14 protein-coding genes are annotated in these 20,079 nt (G+C 68.3%); 7 read left to right on the forward strand and 7 right to left on the reverse strand.

What is annotated here, in order from left to right:
• The first annotated feature begins 4 nt into the window (after positions 1–4).
• From KK141_RS03075 to KK141_RS03105, 7 genes are all read left to right on the forward strand, one after another.
• Positions 5–604, forward strand: coding sequence for a pentapeptide repeat-containing protein (locus KK141_RS03075; RefSeq protein WP_214570901.1), 600 nt, complete (start codon positions 5–7; stop codon positions 602–604).
• Positions 605–613: 9 nt separating this feature from the next.
• Entirely contained in the window at positions 614–1,075 is a 462-nt protein-coding gene (locus tag KK141_RS03080; protein ID WP_214570902.1) for a GNAT family N-acetyltransferase, read from the forward strand.
• Between the two features lie 128 nt (positions 1,076–1,203).
• A complete protein-coding gene (locus KK141_RS03085; RefSeq protein WP_214570903.1) occupies positions 1,204–2,433 on the forward strand; it encodes a serine hydrolase domain-containing protein in 1,230 nt (409 codons plus the stop codon).
• Between the two features lie 158 nt (positions 2,434–2,591).
• The gene (locus KK141_RS03090) at positions 2,592–3,347 is read left to right on the forward strand and encodes an SGNH/GDSL hydrolase family protein (RefSeq protein WP_345777574.1); all 756 of its coding nucleotides are present in this window, start codon (positions 2,592–2,594) and stop codon (positions 3,345–3,347) included.
• Positions 3,348–3,456: 109 nt separating this feature from the next.
• Positions 3,457–4,287 (forward strand): oxidoreductase, encoded by an 831-nt coding sequence (locus KK141_RS03095; RefSeq protein ID WP_168648271.1) that lies wholly within the window; start codon positions 3,457–3,459, stop codon positions 4,285–4,287.
• Between the two features lie 120 nt (positions 4,288–4,407).
• Positions 4,408–5,073 carry a class I SAM-dependent methyltransferase gene (locus KK141_RS03100; protein ID WP_214570904.1) on the forward strand — a complete coding sequence of 222 codons (666 nt, stop codon included), beginning with the start codon at positions 4,408–4,410 and terminating at the stop codon, positions 5,071–5,073.
• A gap of 169 nt (positions 5,074–5,242) precedes the next feature.
• Complete coding sequence (locus KK141_RS03105) at positions 5,243–6,103, forward strand: alpha/beta fold hydrolase (RefSeq protein WP_214570905.1); 861 nt, start codon at positions 5,243–5,245, stop codon at positions 6,101–6,103.
• A gap of 49 nt (positions 6,104–6,152) precedes the next feature.
• Here the strand turns inward: KK141_RS03105 and KK141_RS03110 are convergent, their stop codons facing one another.
• From KK141_RS03110 to KK141_RS03140, 7 genes are all read right to left on the reverse strand, one after another.
• Positions 6,153–8,903, reverse strand: coding sequence for an Ig-like domain-containing protein (locus KK141_RS03110; RefSeq protein WP_214587335.1), 2,751 nt, complete (start codon positions 8,901–8,903; stop codon positions 6,153–6,155).
• A 195-nt stretch (positions 8,904–9,098) separates the two neighbouring features.
• Positions 9,099–10,553 (reverse strand): efflux transporter outer membrane subunit, encoded by a 1,455-nt coding sequence (locus KK141_RS03115; RefSeq protein WP_214570907.1) that lies wholly within the window; start codon positions 10,551–10,553, stop codon positions 9,099–9,101.
• A 2-nt stretch (positions 10,554–10,555) separates the two neighbouring features.
• Positions 10,556–13,651, reverse strand: a complete 3,096-nt coding sequence (locus KK141_RS03120) for a CusA/CzcA family heavy metal efflux RND transporter (RefSeq protein WP_214570908.1) — start codon at positions 13,649–13,651, stop codon at positions 10,556–10,558.
• A complete protein-coding gene (locus tag KK141_RS03125; protein ID WP_214570909.1) occupies positions 13,644–14,738 on the reverse strand; it encodes an efflux RND transporter periplasmic adaptor subunit in 1,095 nt (364 codons plus the stop codon). The genes KK141_RS03120 and KK141_RS03125 overlap by 8 nt, the downstream gene beginning before the upstream one ends.
• A 343-nt stretch (positions 14,739–15,081) precedes the next feature.
• A complete protein-coding gene (locus tag KK141_RS03130; RefSeq protein WP_214570910.1) occupies positions 15,082–16,740 on the reverse strand; it encodes a Na/Pi cotransporter family protein in 1,659 nt (552 codons plus the stop codon).
• Positions 16,741–16,841: 101 nt separating this feature from the next.
• Positions 16,842–19,502 (reverse strand): magnesium-translocating P-type ATPase, encoded by a 2,661-nt coding sequence (mgtA, locus tag KK141_RS03135; protein WP_214570911.1) that lies wholly within the window; start codon positions 19,500–19,502, stop codon positions 16,842–16,844.
• A gap of 168 nt (positions 19,503–19,670) precedes the next feature.
• Positions 19,671–19,904, reverse strand: a complete 234-nt coding sequence (locus tag KK141_RS03140) for a hypothetical protein (protein ID WP_214570912.1) — start codon at positions 19,902–19,904, stop codon at positions 19,671–19,673.
• Between the last annotated feature and the right edge of the window lie 175 nt (positions 19,905–20,079).

Genomic DNA, 20,079 nt, shown 5'->3' on the forward strand with positions numbered 1-20,079 from the left:
CGCCGTGGCCGGCAGCCCGTTCGAGCAGCGCGAGTACAGCGGACAGCACTTCCGCGGCCTGCAGCTCGGGGGCGCCATGCTGGAGGACCTGCGCTTCGAAGACTGCCGCTTCGAGCACTGCGATTTCACCGCGGCCACCGTGCGCAACTGCCGCCTGCGCGACTGCGAATTCACCGACTGCAACCTGGCCCTGGTCCGCCTCACCGGCAGCCAGGTCGAGGCGCGCTTCCTCGACAGCAAGCTGGTCGGCATCGACTGGACCCACGCCCACTGGCCCACCGTGCGCCTGGGCGCGATGCTGGCGTTCGAGCGCTGCGCGCTGCACGACAGCAGCTTCTTCGGCCTGTCGCTGCGCGAGCTGCAGCTGCTCGAATGCCGCACGGGCGAGACGGATTTCACCGAAGCCGACCTGGAAGACGCCGACTTCCGCCACAGCGACCTCGACGGCGCCATCTTCCGCCGCACCCGGCTGGCCCGCGCGGATTTCCGCGAAGCGCGCAACTACCGCATCGATGTGTTCCTCAACGACATCAAGCGCGCGAAGTTCTCCCTGCCCGAGGCGGCCGCCCTGCTGGACAGCCTCGATATCGAACTGAACGACTGAGGCCCCGCCGTGCCCGAACCCGTCATCGTCCGCCCCATCCGCCGCAGCGACCTTGCCGCCTGGACCCCGCTGTGGGACGGCTACAACGCCTTCTACGGCCGCTCCGGCCCCACCGCGCTGCCGGATGAGATCACCCGCACCACCTGGGAGCGCTTCTTCGACGAAGGCGAACCGGTGCATGCGCTGGTGGCCGAAAGCGGCGGCGCGCTGCTGGGGCTGGTGCACTACCTGTTCCACCGCAGCACCACCGCGATCGGCCTGAACTGCTATCTGCAGGATCTGTTCACCGTCGAGGCCGCCCGCGGCCGCGGCGTGGGCAAGGCGCTGATCGAGGCCGTCTACGCGCAGGCCCGCCAGGCCGGCTCGCCGCGGGTGTACTGGCAGACCCACCACACCAATGCCACCGCCATGCGGCTGTACGACCAGGTGGCCGAGCATTCCGGCTTCGTGGTCTACCGCAAGCTGTTCTGAGCGGGCCCAGCCAGGCACCCGCCTCGGCTTTCGTGCTGCGCCGCACGAAAATTGCCCCATCCGGGTCCCCGCCCCGGCTAAAATGCCGGACCCAGGAGCCCCATTGCTTCAGGACGAACAGGGAACCCATGCACCTCGACACCACGCCGCCGACCCCGCCGGGTCGCAGCGCGGGCCATGCCTTGGCCCGCCTCTCCGCCTGCGCGCTCGCCGCCGCGCTGAGCCTGGCCGCCGGCCTGCCCGCGCAGGCGCTGCCGCGCGCGGCCGCCGTCACGCCGTCCACCCTGCAGAAGGCGCTGGACGAACTGCAGGCGAAGTCCACGCTGCCGGGCTATTGCGTCGCCGTCGTCGACCGCGCCGGCGTGCGCTACGCCAAGGGCTTCGGCTATGCGGACCTTGCCAGCAAGCGCCCGTATACGCCGGACACCGTGCAGCCCGTGGCCTCGATCGCCAAGCCGGTGCTGGCGGTGGCGCTGATGCAGCAGGTACAGATCGGCGCGCTGTCGCTGGATACCGACATCAGCCGCCAGCTGCCGTTCGACGTGCACAACCCGCACTACGCCTCCAACGCCATCACCCTGCGCCAGCTCGCCACGCACAGCTCCGGCATCGTCGACCGCGAGCCGTTCTACACGCAGAGCTACGGCAAGGGCGCGCCCTCCTCGTTCGACACGCGCGGCCTGCTCAAGGCCTATCTCGAACCGATGGGCGCCAGCTACAACGAGGCCAACTTCGCCAAGACCGCGCCCGGCAGCACCTACCGCTACAGCAACCTCGGCTCGGCCCTGGTCGCGCTGGCGGTGGAATACAAGGCCGGCAGCCCGTACCGCATGCTCACGCGCGAACGCATCTTCCAGAAGCTCGGCATGAACGCCACCGGCTGGACGCCGTCCGACACGCAGGGCCCGCAGGCCACGCTGTACGACAAGAACAAGAAGCCGCTGGCGCCGTACAGCTTCCCGTCCTACGCGGCCAGCGGCCTGTATTCCTCCTGCAACGACGTGGGCAAGTTCCTGGCCGAGATGATCAGCGGCTACGGCGGCCGCGCCGGCCTGCTGTCGGCGGCGTCGTACAAGACCATGTTCGGCCCCGCCTGGCCCAAGGGCGAGCAGCCCAAGGGCGTGCGCGCGGGCGATGGCCTGGATCAGGGCCTGTTCTGGCAGCGCACCGTCAGCGGCGAGCTGGGCCATAACGGCGGCGATGCCGGCGTCACCGTGCAGATGTCGTTCAACCCCACCACCGGCACCGGCCGGGTGCTGATCACCAACATCAGCGACGGCGATCGCGCCGACGTGGCGCGCGAGCTGGCCAACCTGTGGCAGGTGCTGGGCAAGTTCGAGCAGAACCCCGACCCCTGAAAGCGTGCGCGCGCCGCTCGCATCGGCGTGGTGAACCGGTTACAAGGGACGTTCCCGTCGTTCGGACGTCCAAACGGAACCACGCCGTGCCAGCCTTCCGTACCCTGCTGCTCGCTCTTGTCCTGATCGCACCCGCCGTTTCGGCACAGGACCATGCCGTGCCTGACCACGCGGTGCCTGATCACGCGGTGCCTAATCACCCCATCGCCCCCGAAGCGATCGACCCGCTTTTCACCGCCGCGCCCTCCTCGCTTACACCGGACGACGTCGCCTCGCTGCAGCAGCGCCTGGCCGACTGGCCGCAGCTCTCGCGCTACCGCGAAGCCAATGCCCATCTCGAAGCCCTCAAGCCCGGCGAGCGGCGCGTGGTGTTCTACGGCGACTCCATCACCGACAACTGGGGCCGCCAGCCGGACACCACGTTCTTTCCCGGCAAGCCCTACGTGAACCGCGGCATCGCCGGCCAGACCACGCCGCAGATGCTGGTGCGCTTCCGCCAGGACGTGATCGACCTCAAGCCCGCGGCCGTGCTGATCCTGGCCGGCACCAACGACATCGCCGGCAACAGCGGCGTGAGCACGCCGGAGATGATCGAGGACAACCTGCGCTCGATGGCGGAGCTGGCGCGCGCCCACCATATCCGCGTGATCCTCGCCTCCATTCTTCCGGTCAGCGACTACCCCTGGCGCCGCGGCCTGCAGCCGGCGGACAAGGTGCGTGCGCTGAATGCATGGATCAAGCAGTACGCCGCCGCCAACGGCGCCGTCTATCTGGACTACTACGGCGCCATGGCCAACCAGGACGGCGGCCTCGACGCGGAACTGGCCGGCGACGGCGTGCATCCCACGCCCGCCGGCTATGCGCGCATGGCGCCGCTGGCGCAGCAAGCGATCGAGCGCGCGCTGTCGCACTGACGCGCGCTTCACGTGCCACAAGGCATCCCGACAAGCCGCGCGGCGATCCGCTAGCATCGCCGCTCCGGAGCGCGGAGTGCGTTCCTTTACCGTGATTGCGGGGGCTTCCATGGCAGGCAAGGTCTGGTTCATCACCGGCGCATCGAGCGGTTTCGGCGATGCCTTCGCGCGCTACGCGCTGGGCCGCGGCGACAGCGTCGTCGCCACCGCGCGCGACACCGCGCGCCTGGCTCCGCTGGTGAAGCTGGCGCCGGACCGCGTGCTGGCGCAGCGCCTGGACGTGGCCCAGCCGGACGAGGCCGACCCCGCGATCATGGCCGGCGTCGAGCGCTTCGGCCGCCTGGATATCGTGATCAACAACGCCGGCTACAGCGTGGTCGGCGCGGTGGAAGAAACCCCCGACGCCGAACTGCGCGCGCTGATGGACACCAATTTCTTCGGCGCCGCCGGCGTGATCCGCGCCGCGCTGCCGCTGCTGCGCGCGCAGCGCAGCGGCGCCATCGTCAATATCACCAGCCTGGGCGGGCAGCTCTCGTTCGCCGGCTTCAGCGCCTACTCCGCCAGCAAGTTCGCGCTGGAAGGCCTGTCCGAAGCGCTGGCCGGCGAAGTGGCGCCGTTCGGCATCAAGGTGCTGATCGTGGAACCCGGGCAATTCCGCACCAACCTGGCCGGCGGCGGCATGCGCTACATGCCGGAACTGCCGGCCTATGCCGACACCGTGGGTGCCACGCGCCAGTTCGCACACGGCATGCACCAGACCCAGGAAGGCGACCCGCTCAAGGCCGCCGCCGCCATCGCCAAGGCGCTGGAAGCCGACGACACCCCGCTGCGCCTGGCGCTGGGCCGCGATGCGGTCGATGCGATCCGCGGGCATGCGCAGAAGATGCTGGTGGATATCGATACGTGGGAAGCGGTGTCGGTCGATACGCGCATCGATTGAGCGCACGGCCATCGCGTCGGTTGGGGTGACCCCCAACGAGACGGACAGCACGATCGCCACGTTGGGGTTCGCTATGCTCACCCCAACCTACCCCGATCGCCAACGCGAGAACTTCCCCGCATGTCCGCCACCGACCCGCTCGACACCCGCGCCGGCGCCGCCGTCTATTCGCCGTTCGTGCTCAGGCTCTACGACGCCTACGTGCTCGGCTTCTCCAACCGCTGCGCCTGGCGCTGCCCCACCGGCAGCGTGCTGCTGCCGTTCTATCGCGAGCACCTGGGCAAGCGGCACCTGGATGTCGGCGTGGGCACCGGCTATTACCTCGCGCATGCGGGCTTCGGCGCGGACCAGCAGGTCTCCCTGCTCGATCTCAACGAAACCAGCCTGCGCACCGCCGCGCAGCGCATGGGCCGCCCGCATCAGGCCCTGTACGCCACCGACGCGATGCAGCCGCTCGATCTGCCCGGCGCGCCCGTGTTCGATTCCATCGCGCTGTTCTATCTGCTGCATTGCCTGCCCGGCAGCATGGCGGAGAAGGCGCGCGTGTTCGCGCATCTGAAACCGTATCTGGCACCTGATGGCGTGCTGTACGGCGCCACCATCCTCGGGGACGGCGCCGGCCACAATCCGCTGGGCCGCAAGCTGATGGAGGTCTACAACCGCCGCGGCATCTTCGGCAATGCGGGCGATACGCTGGAGCAACTGCAGGCCTCGCTGCGGCAGCACTTCGCGCAGGTGAACGTGCGCCAGCATGGTGTCGTAGCGCTGTTCAGCGCGAGAGCTTGAGCCCCTCTCCCTCCGGGAGAGGGGTTGGGGTGAGGGTTGGGGTGAGGGTTCGGCCGGAGCGAAACGCCCCGCCCCGCCCGTACCCTCATCCGGCTGCCGCCACCTTCTCCCGGAGGGAGAAGGGTTTCACCTTGAAAGGAATGTGCATTCCCCACTCCCGGAATTTCTAATGCAAAAACAGACCGTCCGCATCGGCGAATCCCCGCTCGCCGCCACCCTGCACCTCCCCGAGCAGCCCGGCCCGCACGCCGCCGTGCTGCTCTGCCACGGCTTCTGCGGCACCCAGCCGCTGCTGCTGCCGGCTTTCGCCGCAGCCTTCGCGCAGGCCGGCTATGTCGCCGTCACCTTCGACTACCGCGGCTTCGGCGAAAGCGGCGGCGAGCGTGGGCGGCTGGTGCCGTCGATGCAGATCGACGACATCCTCGCCGTGCTCGGCTGGCTCAAGGCGCACGACCAGGTGGACGCGCAGCGCATCGGCCTGTGGGGCACCTCGCTGGGCGGCGGCCATGTGATGGGCGCGGCCGCGCGCGACGCCGGCGTGCGCTGCGTGGTCAGCCAGCTGGCCTTCGCCGACGGCGAGGAAGTGATCGCCGGCCATATGTCGGCCGAAGAAAAGCAGGCCTTTCTCGCCACGCTGGCCAAGATGGAAGAGCGCAAGCAGGCCGGCAAGGAGATGTTCGTGCCGGTGACGCGCGTGCTGGGCGACCCGGAATCCAAGGCCTTCTTCGAGAAGCACAAGGATCATTTCCCGGACCTCAGCATCAAGATCCCGATGCTGACGGTGAAGGAGATGTTCCACTACAAGCCGGCCGCCAATGCGGCCCAGGTTACCTGCCCCACCCTGGTGGTGGTGGCCGGCGACGACGGCGTGAATCCGCCCGCGCAGGGCACGGCGCTGTTCGAAGCCGTCGGCGCACCGACCAAGCAGCTGCACGTGCAGGAAGGCGCCAAGCACTACGACGCCTACGAAGGCCCGCACTTCGAACAGGTGGTGCAGCGCCAGCTGGCCTGGTACGGCCAGCACCTCTGACAAGCATGGCGGCGGAAGGCCACGAGGCCTTCCGCCGCCCGCGCTTTACTTACTGCGCCTTCACACTCACATCGTCGATAACCAACGAGGTCTGCGTGGTGCTGGCCTCGACGCCGTAGAAGTTAATCTGGATGGTCTGGCCGATATACGCCGACAAATCCACCGTGTGCTCCTGGTAGCCCGACGCGGCATTCATGTTCGACCAGCTCGCCAGCGTCACGTACTTGCCGGCCGAGGTGATCACCTGCACGCTCAGCGTGTCGTACGACGTGGTGGTGGGCTCGGCCGTGTCGATATGCATGAAGAAATCCAGCGTGGCCTTGCTTGCCGTGGCCGGGATGGAGATGGACTGGCGCACGTAGTCGGTATGCGCGGAACCATAGCCATTGAGCCATGCCTTGTAGCTTCCGGCATGCGCCGCTTCGCCGCTGTCGTTGTTGATCACGCCGCTGGTCTGCGTCCACGAGGTGGCGCCGCTCTCGAAGCCGCCGTTCTTCACCAGCTCGGTGGCGGTGCCGCCGCCGTTGGACACGCTGAAGCTCACCGTCGAACTGGTGCCGACGTTGTTGGCTGCGTCGTAGGCCTTGGCCACCAGGCTGTGGCTGCCGTTGGCTAGCGTGGTGGAATCGAGCGTCGCGGTATACGGCGAGGCGGTGTCGGTGGCCTTGAGCGTGCCGTCGACATAGAACTCCACCTTGCTCACGCCCACGTTGTCGCTGGCCGTGGCCGACAAGGTGATGGTGCCGGAGCTGCCGCTTTCCGAAGCGCTTACCGTCGGCGGCGTGGTGTCACCACCGCTGCTGTTGGACACGCTGAAGCTCACCGTCGAGCTGGTGCCGACATTGCCGGCCGCGTCATACGCCTTCGCCACCAGGCTGTGCGAGCCGTTGGCCAGCGTGGTCGAATCGACCGTGGCCGTGTACGGCGTGGCGGTGTCGGTGGCCTTCAGTGCGCCGTCGACATAGAACTCCACCTTGCTCACGCCCACGTTGTCGCTAGCCGTAGCCGACAGCGTGATGGTGCCGGAGCTGCCGCTTTCCGAAGCGCTCACCGTCGGCGGCGTGGTGTCGCCGCCGCCCGCGCCCTGGGTCACCCATACCGGCGCCGACCACAGCTGCTTGCCGTCGTCCTGGGTGATCTTGGCGTAGTAGAAGTGATCGCCATTGGCCGGCGTGATGGTGGTGGTGGCGGTGCTGGAAGTGGTCGCCACGGTGCCGTTGCTGCCCGGCACGCCTTCGAACACTTGCACGCGCTGCACGGTGTGGCCGGCGGTGCTGGCGTAGTTCACCGTGAGCGTCAGCGCGCCGCTGTTGCTGAAGCGCTCGCCCATCAGATGGCCGTTCGCGGTGAGCACGATCTGGCCGGTCTTGTCTTCGGTGGCGAACACGTGGCGGGCACGGATCGCGTCGAGGAAGGCGTTGAGGCTCAGCGTCGTGCCATTGGGAATCAGCACGCCGGTGCGGTTGGTGTAGCTGGCGCCCCAGTTGGCGCAGTGGTTGTCCTGATCCGAGCTGGGCGCCACGTGGTAGCCGCGCTCCAGGAAGATATTGAACGCGCTTTCGTAGCTGGTGCGGCTGGTCTCGGTCTCGGTGGTGTTGTGTGAGAAAGCCGAGCTGTTGAGCACTTCGGCCAGCACCATCACCTGGTCGCCGTCGGCGGTATAGCCCAGGTCCTGGCCGCCGGCATTGAACTGGCCGCTGGTGGACGGATGGTTGAACTGGCCGACCCAGCCGTTGGTCTTCATCAGCGTGTACAGCGAGGCGTAGTCGCTCTTGGCGGTGAACACGTCGCCGATCAGCTGGTTGGAGCTGTTGTATTCCCACTCCAGCAGGCTGGGCGAGTTGAAGATGTTCAGATGGCCGCCGTTGCTGATCACGCCCCACTCCAGGCCGTAGATGGCCAGGAAGTTGGCGTGCGCGGCGTTGAACGTGTTCGCCGCCTGCAGGCCGGACTGATACAGATTGTGCGCGGTGGTCGGGCTGGCCGAGGCGTTGGTGCCGGTCGAGCCGTCGTACATGTGGTTGTGCTCGGACGTCATCAGGATGTCCAGGCCGTCGTTCAGCGCGTACTGGTAGGCGTCGGCCGGGCCGTAGGGCGCGCTCTGCGGATTCTGCGCGTCCACGCAGGTGGAGACGTCGCCGCCGCCATCGCTGTGGTTGGTCTGGCTATGCAGATCGCCGTAGTAAATGGTGTACGGCAGGCTGCCCGTCGCGCCCACCGACTGCGGCTGCACGATCGCGGAAGACATCGTCGCCGGCGCGCTGCTGCGACTGGTGTGGCGCAGCGCGGTGAAGGCCGGCATCTGCGGCTTGGCCAGGCTGCCGACCAGCACGTCGTAGCGCTGCTCTTCCACCAGCTGCGGCGCCTTGGCGCTCGCCGCCGCCAGCGCGCTGGACGGCAGGCCGGTGCCGATGCGCTGCACGGCGTCGTTGTCCAGCGCGATCGCGCGCAGGCGCACCGTGTAGAAACCCGGGCTCAACGTGGCGCCCGCGGCGCCCAGGCCGTCCCAGCTCACCTTGGCCTGCGTGCCGCCGGCACGCAGCGCGCTCTGGCCCTGCCAGTTGCGCAGCACGCGGCCCTGCGCATCGAGCAGGTCCACCGACCACGCCACCGGCGTGCCCTGCACGGCACCCGGATAAGAGAAATGCAGCAGGGCCGTACGCGCACCCGTCCCCTGGAAGGGCACGTACAAGCCGGTTTCGAATTCCTCGTGATCAGGCAGGGTGCCGGCCAGTACAGGCAACGCGAACACCATGCCGGCAGTCATCAGACTGCCAGTGAGCAACTTCTTCCACTCCATGTCTACCCACCCTCTTTGGTTGTGAGATTCCCCTGCCGGGACATCATCCAGTCCCAGACGACAAGGGTATGACTGATGGCATGGTCGCGAGTGACACAGCGCACATAAAAGGCCCTGCACAGTCGAAAGTTATTGCGTAAGCCACGCGCAAGCATGAATCGTATGGACGTCTAAACGTCCATACGATCAAAGTCATCAACGCGAGCCGACCACCTCACCGGCATCGTCGCGATGCCACCAGCCGCCGCCCGCCGCCTGGAACAGCGCCACCGTATCGGCGTAGCGCCCGGCCTGGGCCTGCACCAGGGCGATCCGCGCCTGCTGCCACGCCAGCTGCGCATTGAGCAGCGCGCTTTCGCTGATATCCCCCAGCGCCAACTGCTTCCGTGCAATGTCCAGGCTGCGCGCGGCGGCCTGCTCCGCACGTTGCGCCGCCTGCAACGCCCTCGCGTCCGCTTCCACGGCATGCAGCGCATCGGCCACGTTCTGCAGGGCCGCGATCACCGTCCCGCGATACTCCGCCACCGCCTGCCGATAGCCGGCCTCGGCCGCACGCTGCTTGTGCTTGAGCGAGCCGCCGTCGAACAGCGGCTGGGTGATGCTGGCACCGAGGTTCCAGAAGCCGCCGCCCGCGTCGAACAGCGCGCTCGCCTTGCCGGCCGCGCGGCCGAAGCTGGCATTGATCTGCACATTGGGCAGGCGCGCGGCGATGGCGACGCCGACCGCCGCGCTGGCGGCGTGCAGCTGTTCTTCCGCGGCACGCACGTCGGGGCGTTGCTCCACCAATTGCGCCGGCAGGCTCAGCGGCAGTTCGACTGGCAGCTGCAGGCTGTCCAGGGTGAACTGCGCGCCGAGATCTTCATCCGGCGTCCGCCCGCTCAACGCCGCCAGCAGATCGCGCTGCTGCGCCAGCTGCTTCTCCAGCGGCGGCAGGCCGGCGCGGCTCTGCTCCAGCGCGGCCTGCTGCGCCGCCACGGCAGCTTCGGCGACGTCGCCCAGCGCCTGCTGGCGCTGCAGGGTGGCGAGGATCGTCGACTGCGCATCGACGATCTCCCGCGTGGCGTCGATCTGCGCGCGCAGCGAGGCTTCTGTGATCGCCGCGTTCACCAGGTTGCTGGTGAGGGTGAGATAGGTCGCCTCCAGCTGGAAGCGCTGCGCATGCGCGGTCGCCACCAGCGATTCCACCTGGCGCCGCGTGCCGCCCCACAGATCCGGCGCGTAGGAAACGCTGACCTGCGCCGTGGTCAGGCTGTACAGGCTGGCGCCCGACTGCGCGGGGCTGGCCAGATCCTTGGCGATGTCCTGCCGCGTCGGGTTGTAGCCTGCGTTCGCCTGCGGGAAGTACGCACCGCGCTGCGCATAGACGTTCTCCCACGCCGCCTGCAGCGCCGCATGCGCGGCTTCCGCGTCGGCGTTGCGGCGTAGCGCGTCGGCGATCAGCGTATCCAGCGGCGCGCAGTGGAACAGCGTCCACCATTGGCCGGGGATATCCATCGAGGCGACGATACGCTGCGTGTCGCCGCCGGGCAGCGACGGCGCCTCGATCGGCGCCTTGGGCGCTTCAGGACGCTGGAAGTCCGGCCCGACGGCGCAACCGGCGAGGCCTAGGGCGAGCGCGCAGCCCGCGTACCTGGTAATGAGCTGGCGCATGATCAGATCTCCTTCGCCGGATGCACGCGGCGCGCACGGCGCTCGACAAAACGTTCGAGCGCGTCGTAGAACGCCGGCAGGATGAACAAGGTAAGCAGGGTGGCGATCACCAGTCCGCCGACTACCACCGTGGCCAGGCCGCGCTGCACGTCGGTGCCGATGCCGGTGGCCAGTGCGGCCGGCAGCATGCCGACGCTGGCCACCGTGGCGGTCATCAGCACGGGGCGGAAGCGCTCGGTGGCGCCCAGCAGCACCGCGTCGCGCACGCCGTGGCCTTCGCGGCGCATGCGGTTGAAGTTGGCCACCATGATGATGCCGTTCTGCACGGCCACGCCGAACAGCGCGATAAAGCCCACTGCCGTGGCGATATTCAGCGTCTCGCCCTTCACATGCAGCGAGATCAGCCCGCCCAGCGTCGCCAGCGGCACCACCGCCAGCACCAGCAGCGCCTGGCGCAGATTGCCGAACTCGGCGAACAGCAGCACCGCCATCACCGCCAGCACCAGCAGCATCACCACCACCAGGCGCGCCTGCGCGCGCTGCTGGTTCTCGAACTGGCCAGCCCATTCCAGGCGGTATTTGTGCGCGTCGAACTTCACCTTGTCGCCGATGCGCGCCTGCGCCTCGGCCAGATAGTCCGACAGCGCGCGGTCGCGGTTGTCGATGCGCACGGTGAGCTGGCGCTCGGTGCCCTCGTGGGCAATGGTGCTTTCGCCGGTCTGCTGCACGATGCGCGTCACCATCGCCAGCGGCACGCGCGCGCCGGAGGGCGCGGTCAGCACCAGGCCGCCGAGCGCGGCGGGGCTGGCCGCGACCTGGTGCGGCACCCGCGCGGTGACGTTGTAGACGCGGTCCTCCACATAGGCCTGGGTGATCGCCGCGCCGCCCACGCCGGTCTGGATCAGCGTATTGATATCGGCCACGTTGATGCCGTAGCGCGCCGCCGCATCGCGGTCCACCGTCACGGTCAGCTGCGGAATCGGCGGCTCCTGGAAGATCGACGCATCCGCGGTGCCGCGCACGTCCTTGAGCACGCCCACGATCTCGCCGCCGATGCGGCGCAGCTCCTTGAAGTCCTCGCCGTAGATGCGCAGCACCAGCGGGCTGTGCGCGCCGCCGACCATATCGTTCTCGCCGTCGATGATCGGCTGGCTGATGCCGACGCTGATGCCCGGCAACTGCTGCAGCCGCGCATTGAGCCGGTTGACGAACTGCGCCTTGGTCTCGCCACTCGGCCACTGCGCATACGGCTTCAGCCCCACGCCGGATTCGATATGCGAAGGCGTCCACGGATCGCTGCCGGTGTCGTTGCGGCCGAGCTGGGTGACCACGTAGCTCACCTCGGGAAACTCGCCCACCACGCGGCGGTATTCGCTGGCCATCTCGCTGGCCTTCTCCAGCGACAAGCCGCTGGGCAGCTGCACCTGCACCCACAGCGAGCCTTCGTCGAGGTCGGGCAGGAACTCGCGGCCGATGCTCGCACCCAGCGCCAGCACCGCGGCCAACGCGGCGCCGGCGATCGCATAGGCGATGCGCGGACGGCGCAGCAGCCGCTCCAGCAGGCTGCGATAGCCGCTCTGCAGACGCTCCAGCGGCTTGTTGTGGAACATCTTGCGCGGCTTGCGCAGCGCCAGCCAGGCCAGCGCCGGCACCAGGGTGATCGCGCACAGCAACGCACCCAGCAGCGCATAGCCGACGGTATGCGCCATCGGCGCGAACAGCTTGCCCTCGGCACGCTCGAAGGCCAGCAGCGGTGCGTAGGCGGTGATGATGATCAGGGTGGCGAAGAAGATCGGCCGCGCCACCTGCTTGGTCGCGCTCAGCACGTCCGCTTCGTGCAGATAGGCGTCGGGCCGCGCCTCGCGCTTGCGCAGGATCGCCTCGGTCACCACGATCGCCCCGTCCACGATCACGCCGAAGTCGATCGCGCCCAGCGAGAACAGATTCGCCGGCATGCCGGTGAAGTGCATCACGATAAACGTGGTCACCAGCGCGAACGGAATCGCCACCGCCGCCACCAGCGCGCTGCGCGGGCTGCCCAGGAACAGGATCAGCACCACGCAGACCAGGGCCACGCCCTCCAGCACGGTATGCCCGACCTTGCTCACCGTGGCCTGCACCAGCTCGTCGCGGTCGAGGAAGGGCACGATGCGCACGTCCATCGGCGCGAGCTGGCGATTGAGCTCGTCGACTTTGGCGTGGATGCCCTGCAGCACCTTCGACGGATTCTCGCCCAGCAGCAGATCGACAATGCCTTCGATGGTGTCGGGGTTGCCGTCCTTGCCGAGAATGCCCTCGCGGATCTGGTGCCCGTACTGCAGCTTGCCCAGGTCGCGGATGCGCACCGGGTTGCCGCCGTGCTGCACTACCACGATATCGCCCATGTCCTTGAGCGAACGCATCAGCCCTTCGCCGCGGATCACGTACGACTGCTCGCCGCGCGTGACCCGGCCGCCGCCGGCATTGGTGTTGTTGGCGCTGAGCGCGGCGATCACATCGTTCATGCCCACGCCGAACTGCAGCAGCTTCTGCGGATCGACTTCGAGCTGGAACTCCTTGGTGAAGCCGCCGAAGTTGTCCACGTTGGCCACGCCGGGCACCTGCTGCAGCGCGGGGATCACCTTCCAGCGCTGCAGCTCCGACAACTCCATCAGGTTGCGCGTGTCCGATGCCAGCGTGTAGCGGTAGATCTCGCCGGCTGGGCCGGAGACCGGATCGAGCCCGGGCGTGACGCCTTGCGGCAGGGTGACGCCGGCGATGCGCTCAGTGACGCGCTGACGCGACCAGTAGATTTCCGCGCCGTCGCGGAACACCAGGGTGATCAGCGACAGGCCGAAGGTGCTGCTCGAACGCATCGAAGCCAGCCCCGGTGTGCCGGCCAGCGCGCGCTCCAGCGGCGTGGTGATCTGCTGTTCGATTTCCTCGGCGGCGAGGCCGGGCACCTGGGTGGTCACCTGCACGGTGACGTCGCTCAGTTCCGGATACGCCTCCACCGACAGCCGCGTCCACGCGTAGTGGCCGTAGATCGCCAGCAGCACCGCGATGCCGAAGACGAGCCCGCGCTTGTGCAGGCACCAGGCGATGATCTTGTCAATCATTGATCAGCACTCCGCCCGCCACCACCACGCGCTCGCCGGGCGCCAGGCCCTTGAGCACGCGCGCGTCGCCGCCTTCGTCCTGGCCCAGCTCCACCGTGCGGCGCACGAAGGCCCACGGCGACACTTCGACGAAGACGGTGACGCTATCGTTGTTCATCAGCAGCGCCGACTGCGGCACCAGCAGCGTGCGCGGCTGCGGCACGCGGAACGTGGCGGTGGCGAACATGTTGGCCTTCAGCGCGCCGTCCGCGTTGGCGACCACGATGCGCGCCTTGACCCGGCGCGAATCGGCATCGAGCACGTCGCTCACCGACTGCACCACGCCGTCGAAATGCCGGCCCGGCCAGGCCGGCAACACCACTTCGGCGGACTGGCCCGGCGCCACCTGCGCGGCCTCGTCCTCGGCGACGTTGGCGGTCACCCAGACATGGCCCAGGTCCGTGATGGTCATCAGCGCGGCATTGGCGTCGTTGGCGAACGCGCCCACGGCCGCGGTCAGCGAGGTCACGCTGCCGTCGGTAGGCGAACGCACCGCCATGCCGCGCGCATCGCCCTCGCCCAGCGCGGCAAGCCGAGCCTGCGTGCGCGCCAGTTCGGCCTGCGCCTGCGCATAGCCGCTGCGCGCGGCTTCCAGATCCTTCTGCGCCGCGCCGCCAGCCTGCTGCACGGCTTGCGCGCGGTCCAGCGTCTGCTTCGCCAGCGCCTGTGCGTCCGCCGCCTTGCGCTGGTCGGCCACGGCCTGCGCGTAGTCGCCGGACGCGATCAGCGCCAGCATCTGGCCGCGCGTGACACGGTCGCCCAGCTTCACGCGCAGCTCGGCCACGCGGCCGGTGACCGGAGCGAGCACGTTCACCGTGTGGCTGGGATCGGCTTCGATCATGGCCGGCGCCACCAGGGCATGCGGCAGCGCGCGCTGTTCCACGGCGCGCACTTTCAGGCGCTCGCGCAGCGGCGAGTTGGCGGGGATGCGCAGGACGCCGGCGTCGTTGACGACGACCGGCGCGGGAGCTGGCGCCTGCTCCGTGCGCGAACAGGCGGCGAGCGCGAACAGCAGAACGACGGAAGAGTGCTTGATGCGGAACGACATGAGTTTTCCCGAGGCATGGGCGTGCGCCGTCCTGGCCAAAGCGACCATGACGACAGGCTGGCGGCGGGAAACGGGCAGCGCGTGGCGCTGCCGGTAGCCCGGACGCGGTCGGAGCACCGTCCGCCGCGTCCGGGCCACGCGCTCAGGCGTGGACGGGAGACGGCGTCAGTGCAGCGCTAGGTGACTAGACGGGTCTGGGTCCAAGTGCGGGGTTCTCCGATATTCAAAACTTCAAAAGAGATCGGCGTAGGTTGGGGTGAGCCAGAGGCGAACCCCAACACCGCCACCTCCAGGCGCATCGCAACGTTGGGGTTCGCCTGCGGCTCACCCCAACCTACGCCTGCTACGCCTGCGCTTTCGACAAGGGCTCGTTCACCAGCCTGCCCTGCAGCAATCCCGCACGCTCCAGCGGCAGATAAGCCAGCGCCGCCAGATGCGAATGAATGCGCTTGAGATCGCGCAGGATGCGCAGGTACACATCCCCGCCCCCACCGCCGTCGCGGCGTTCGCGCAGCGCGCGGATATGCCGCTCGGAGGCTTCGTTCTCCAGGCGCCAGATCGCTTCCTTGCGCGACACCAGCTGCTGCGCCGCGCGCAGGTCGCCGCGCATGAACACGGCCAGCCCCAGGCGCAGGCTTTCCATCACCTGGCCGTGCATGGCGGCCAGGTCCTGGATGTCGTCGGCGCTGAAGTCCTGTCCGCGCTGGGCTTTCTTGGCGGCGAACTCCATCAGGTTGTTGGCGGTGATGTCGCCGATATGCTCGATATTGATCACGAAGGCGAGGATCTCCTGGCTGCGCTCGCCGTCTTCCTCGTTCAGCGCTTCGCCGCCCAGGTCCGCCAGGTATTCGCGGATCGCCACGCCCAGGCGGTCCAGCCACGGGTCCATGCGGCTGATCGCGGCGGCGCGCACGCTGTCGTCCTTGCCGAACACTTCGACCAGGCCCTTGAGCATGCCCTCGACCATGTCGGCCATGCGCATCGATTCGCGTGCGGCATTGGCCAGCGCCACGTTGGCGGAATCCAGCGCGCCCTCGTCCAGGTACTGCGGCACGCCCGGATCGTCCGGCCGCGGCGGATCCGGCAGCATCCGCACCAGCAGCTGCGCCATGCGCTCCACCGGCAGGATGAACAGCACGGCCAGGCCGAGATTGAACGCGGTATGGAAGTTCACCGCGATGCGCGCCGGCGACTCGCCCAGCGGCGCCAGCCACGCGGCCAGCGGATGCAGCAGCGGCAGGCACAGCACGCAGCCGAACGCGCGCACCAGCAGATTGCCCAGCGGCAGCCGGCGCGCCACCGGCGTGTGCGCTTCGAGCAGGGCCGGCAAGGTGCCGCCCAGGTTCGCGCCCAGCACCAGGGCCAGCGCGCCCGGTCCATCCACCACGCCGGCGTTGGCCAGCGAGGCCACCAGCAGCACCATCGCCACGCTGGAATGAAACAGCCAGGTCATCAGCGCCGCCACCAGCACCGCCAGCACCGGCTCGCTGGCCAGGCTCTGCAGCACAGCGCGCAGCGCCTGCGCGTTCTCCACCGGCGCCAGCGACAGCACCAGCAGGTGCAGCGACAGCAGCATGAGGCCTAAGCCGATGCATACGCGGCCGAGGTTTTCGTAGCGCGCGTCGTCGCTGCGGCGGTGGATGGTGAAGCCGGCCAGCACCAGCACCGGCGCGATCACCGAGATGTCGAACGACATCACCTGCACGATCAGCGTGGTGCCCACGTTGGCGCCGAGCATCACCGCCAGCCCCGGCGCCAGGCCGAGGAAGCCGCTGGCGGCGAACGAGGTGGCCATCAGGCCGGCCGCGGTACTGCTCTGCAGCAGCGCGGTGATGCAGATGCCGAACGCGAACGCGGTGGGCCGGTGGCCGAGATAACGGCCCAGCCAGCGGCGCAGCGCGCTGCCGTAGCCGCGCAGCACGCCGCTGGTGACCATGTGCGTGCCCCACAGCAGCAGGGCGACGTAGCCGGCGATATCGAGCAGAGCGAAGGTGCCTTTCATGGCTTGGTCCTCCTTCGTCGAGGGATCAGGGAATGGGGATCGGGGAACGGGCAAAGCGGAGAACCGCGGTTCCCCGTTTCCCGTTCCCTGTTCCCCTCACATCAGAGCCAGCGGCCGTAGCGCCGGATGTAAAGCAGCTTCACCAGCTGCGTCAGCACGCAATAGGTCAGCACCGTCAGCGCGATCCAGCCGAAGTACACCGGCGGCAGCGGCACCATGCCGATCTTGGCGCCCAGGCCCGTATACGGCACCAGCAGGCCGATCGCGATGATCGCCGTGGTCAGGCCCAGTACCGGCGCCGCGGCCACGCTCTGCAGGAACGGAATGCGCTTGGTGCGGATCATGTGCACGATCAGGGTCTGCGTCAGCAGGCTTTCCACGAACCAGCCGGACTGGAAGAACGACTGGTGCGCGTTGCTGTTGGCGCCGAACACGTACCACAGCAGCAAGAAGGTGGTGATGTCGAAGATCGAGCTGACCGGCCCGATCCACACCATGAAGCGGCCGATGTCGCTGGCGTCCCACTTGCGCGGCTTGCGCAGGTAGTCGTCGTCCATGCGGTCGAACGGGATCGACAGCTGCGAGATGTCGTACAGCAGGTTCAGCACCAGGATCTGCAGGGGCAGCATCGGCAGGAACGGCAGGAACGCGCTCGCCACCAGCACCGAGAACATGTTGCCGAAGTTGGAGCTGGCGGTCATCTTGATGTACTTGATGATGTTACCGAAGGTGATGCGCCCTTCGATCACACCCTCCTCCAGCACCATCAGGTTCTTTTCCAGCAGGATGATGTCGGCCGATTCCTTGGCGATGTCGGTGGCGGTATCCACCGAGATGCCCACGTCCGCCTCGCGCAGCGCCGGCGCATCGTTGATGCCGTCGCCGAGGAAGCCCACGGTATGGCCCTGGCGCTGCAGCGACTTCACCACGCGCGCCTTCTGCAGCGGCGACATCTTGGCGAACACGGTGGTGCGCTTGACCAGCGCGTCGAGCTCTTCGTCGTTGAGCGGCTCGATGTGCTTGCCCTGCGCGGAGTGCTGCACGTCCAGGCCCACCTCGCGGCAGATCTTGCGCGTCACCGCCTCGTTGTCGCCGGTGATGACCTTCACTTCCACGCCGTGGGTGTGCAGCGCGGCGATGGCGGTGGCGGCCGAATCCTTCGGTGGATCGAGGAAGGCCAGGCAGCCCACCGCGGTGAGGCCGGCTTCGTCGGCCACGCCATAGGCGCGCCCCGCCGGCGGCTGGTGCTTCACCGCCACCACCAGTACGCGCAGGCCGTCCTCGTTGAGGCCGCGGGTCATCGCCTTGATGTCCGCGCGCATCTCGTCGGTCACCGGCAGGATCTCATCGCCCGCCTTGGCGTAGGCGCAGATCGACAGCATCTCCTCCACCGCGCCCTTGCACACCAGCAGCTCGTCGCCCTCGCCGTGGCGCACCACCACCGACATGCGGCGGCGCTGGAAGTCGAACGGAATCTCGTCGACGATGCGGTACTGCTGCGCCACCGTCTCCAGGTCGCGGTGCTCCAGCACCGCCTTGTCCATCAGGTTCTTCAGGCCCGTCTGGAAGCGGCTGTTGAGATAGCCGTATTCCAGCGCCTCGTCCGACTCCTCGCCGTAAAGGTCGAGGTGGCGTTCCAGCACGATCTTGTCCAGGGTCAGCGTGCCGGTCTTGTCGGTGCACAGCACGTCCATCGCGCCGAAGTTCTGGATCGCGTTCAGGCGCTTCACCACCACCTTGCGCTTGGACATGGCCAAGGCGCCCTTGCCCAGGTTCGCGGTGACGATCAGCGGCAGCATTTCCGGAGTCAGGCCCACCGCGACCGACAGCGCGAACAGGAAGGCCTGCAGCCAGTCGTGCTTGTCCAGGCCGTTGATCAGGAAAACGATCGGCACCATCACCGCCATGAAGCGGATCAGCAGCCAGCTGACGCTGTTCACGCCGCGGTCGAAGCTGGTGCGCACGCGCTGGCCCACGATGGTGTGCGCGAGCGAACCCAGGTAGGTGCGCGAACCGGTCGCCACCACCACCGCGCTGGCGCTGCCGCTGACCACGTTGGTGCCCATGTAGCAGACGGTGGGCAGGTCCAGCGGGTTGTCGCCCTGCGTGGAGGCTTCGGACACCTGCGCCGGCGTCGGCGCGGATTTCTCCACCGGCAGCGATTCGCCAGTGAGGATGGCCTGGCTGATGAACAGATCCTTGGCGCTGAACAGGCGCAGGTCCGCCGGCACCATGTCGCCCGCGGCCAGATGCACGATGTCGCCCGCCACCAGCTCGCCTACCGGCACTTCGATGCGCTCGCTGTGGCCGTCCTCGGCGCGCCGCGTGACGGTGGCGGTGTTGCGCACCATCGCCTTGAGCTTCTCGGCCGCCTTGGACGAGCGGAATTCCTGGGTGAAGCTCAGCAGCACGCTGATGCCCACCATCACCGCGATGATGATCGGGCCGGCCAGGTCGTCGCCGTCGGTCGCCAGCTGCACCACCGCCAGCACCAGCAGCACGATGATGAAGGGGTTCTTGAACGCGCGCAGCAGCTGGTGCGACCAGTGCGGCGGCTTCTCGTGCGAGACCTCGTTGACGCCATCGCGGTCCAGCCGCTCGGCGATCTGCTCGGCGTCCAGGCCGGCCGCGCTGGTATCGAGCGCGGCGAACAGCGCCTCGTTGTGGCGGAACGCCTCGAGCGCGACCGCGACGCGCACGGGCGCACCGGCGCCCTTGCCGGACGCCTTGCCGGCGACGGTTTGGGTGGAATGCTTGATCATGACTCGCTTCCGGGGAATGCGTGGTAACAGGGCAAACCAGCGAGTCGGCGGACCTTGAAGTCCGCGTGCACTGAATGCCCGCGCTAGGGCCGCTGCAGCGGCCAGCGCCCGCGGCCTGGCGGGGGCCAGCCTTTGCGGAGCACGGTGCGCTTCATAGCGTCAAAGCCCTTAGCGCTGAGATACCAGCTGAAGATGACCGAGTGCTTTCGGCGCGGTGCGGCGCATGGCCGGACGGGTGCGGGCGGACTCGGGCTTGCTGTGCATGGCGACGGTGACCGGTTCACGCACGGCCACGGCCTGCGGCGCGGGCACGGTGACGGTCCAGGTACGGCGAACGGCGCGGCGGCCCAGCAAGGAACGGCCCGCGGCGGGCAGACGGAAAAAATCGCGAAGGAGCTTCATAGCCCATCTCCTCGTTACGGCCTGGGGCGGCCGTCAGGAGTGGGCCGGTCTTCCCTAGTCGAGGAAAGCGCCGGCCGACCGCAGGCGGTCGCCGCAGATCATCAGCTTGTTATGCGACGCCGGCACCCGATGCTCGCGGATGTCGACGTTGCGACTAGGGTAAACGTCCATATGC

Source organism: Dyella sp. LX-66 (genome assembly GCF_018599165.1).
GTDB classification, from domain to species: Bacteria; Pseudomonadota; Gammaproteobacteria; order Xanthomonadales; family Rhodanobacteraceae; genus Dyella_D; species Dyella_D marensis.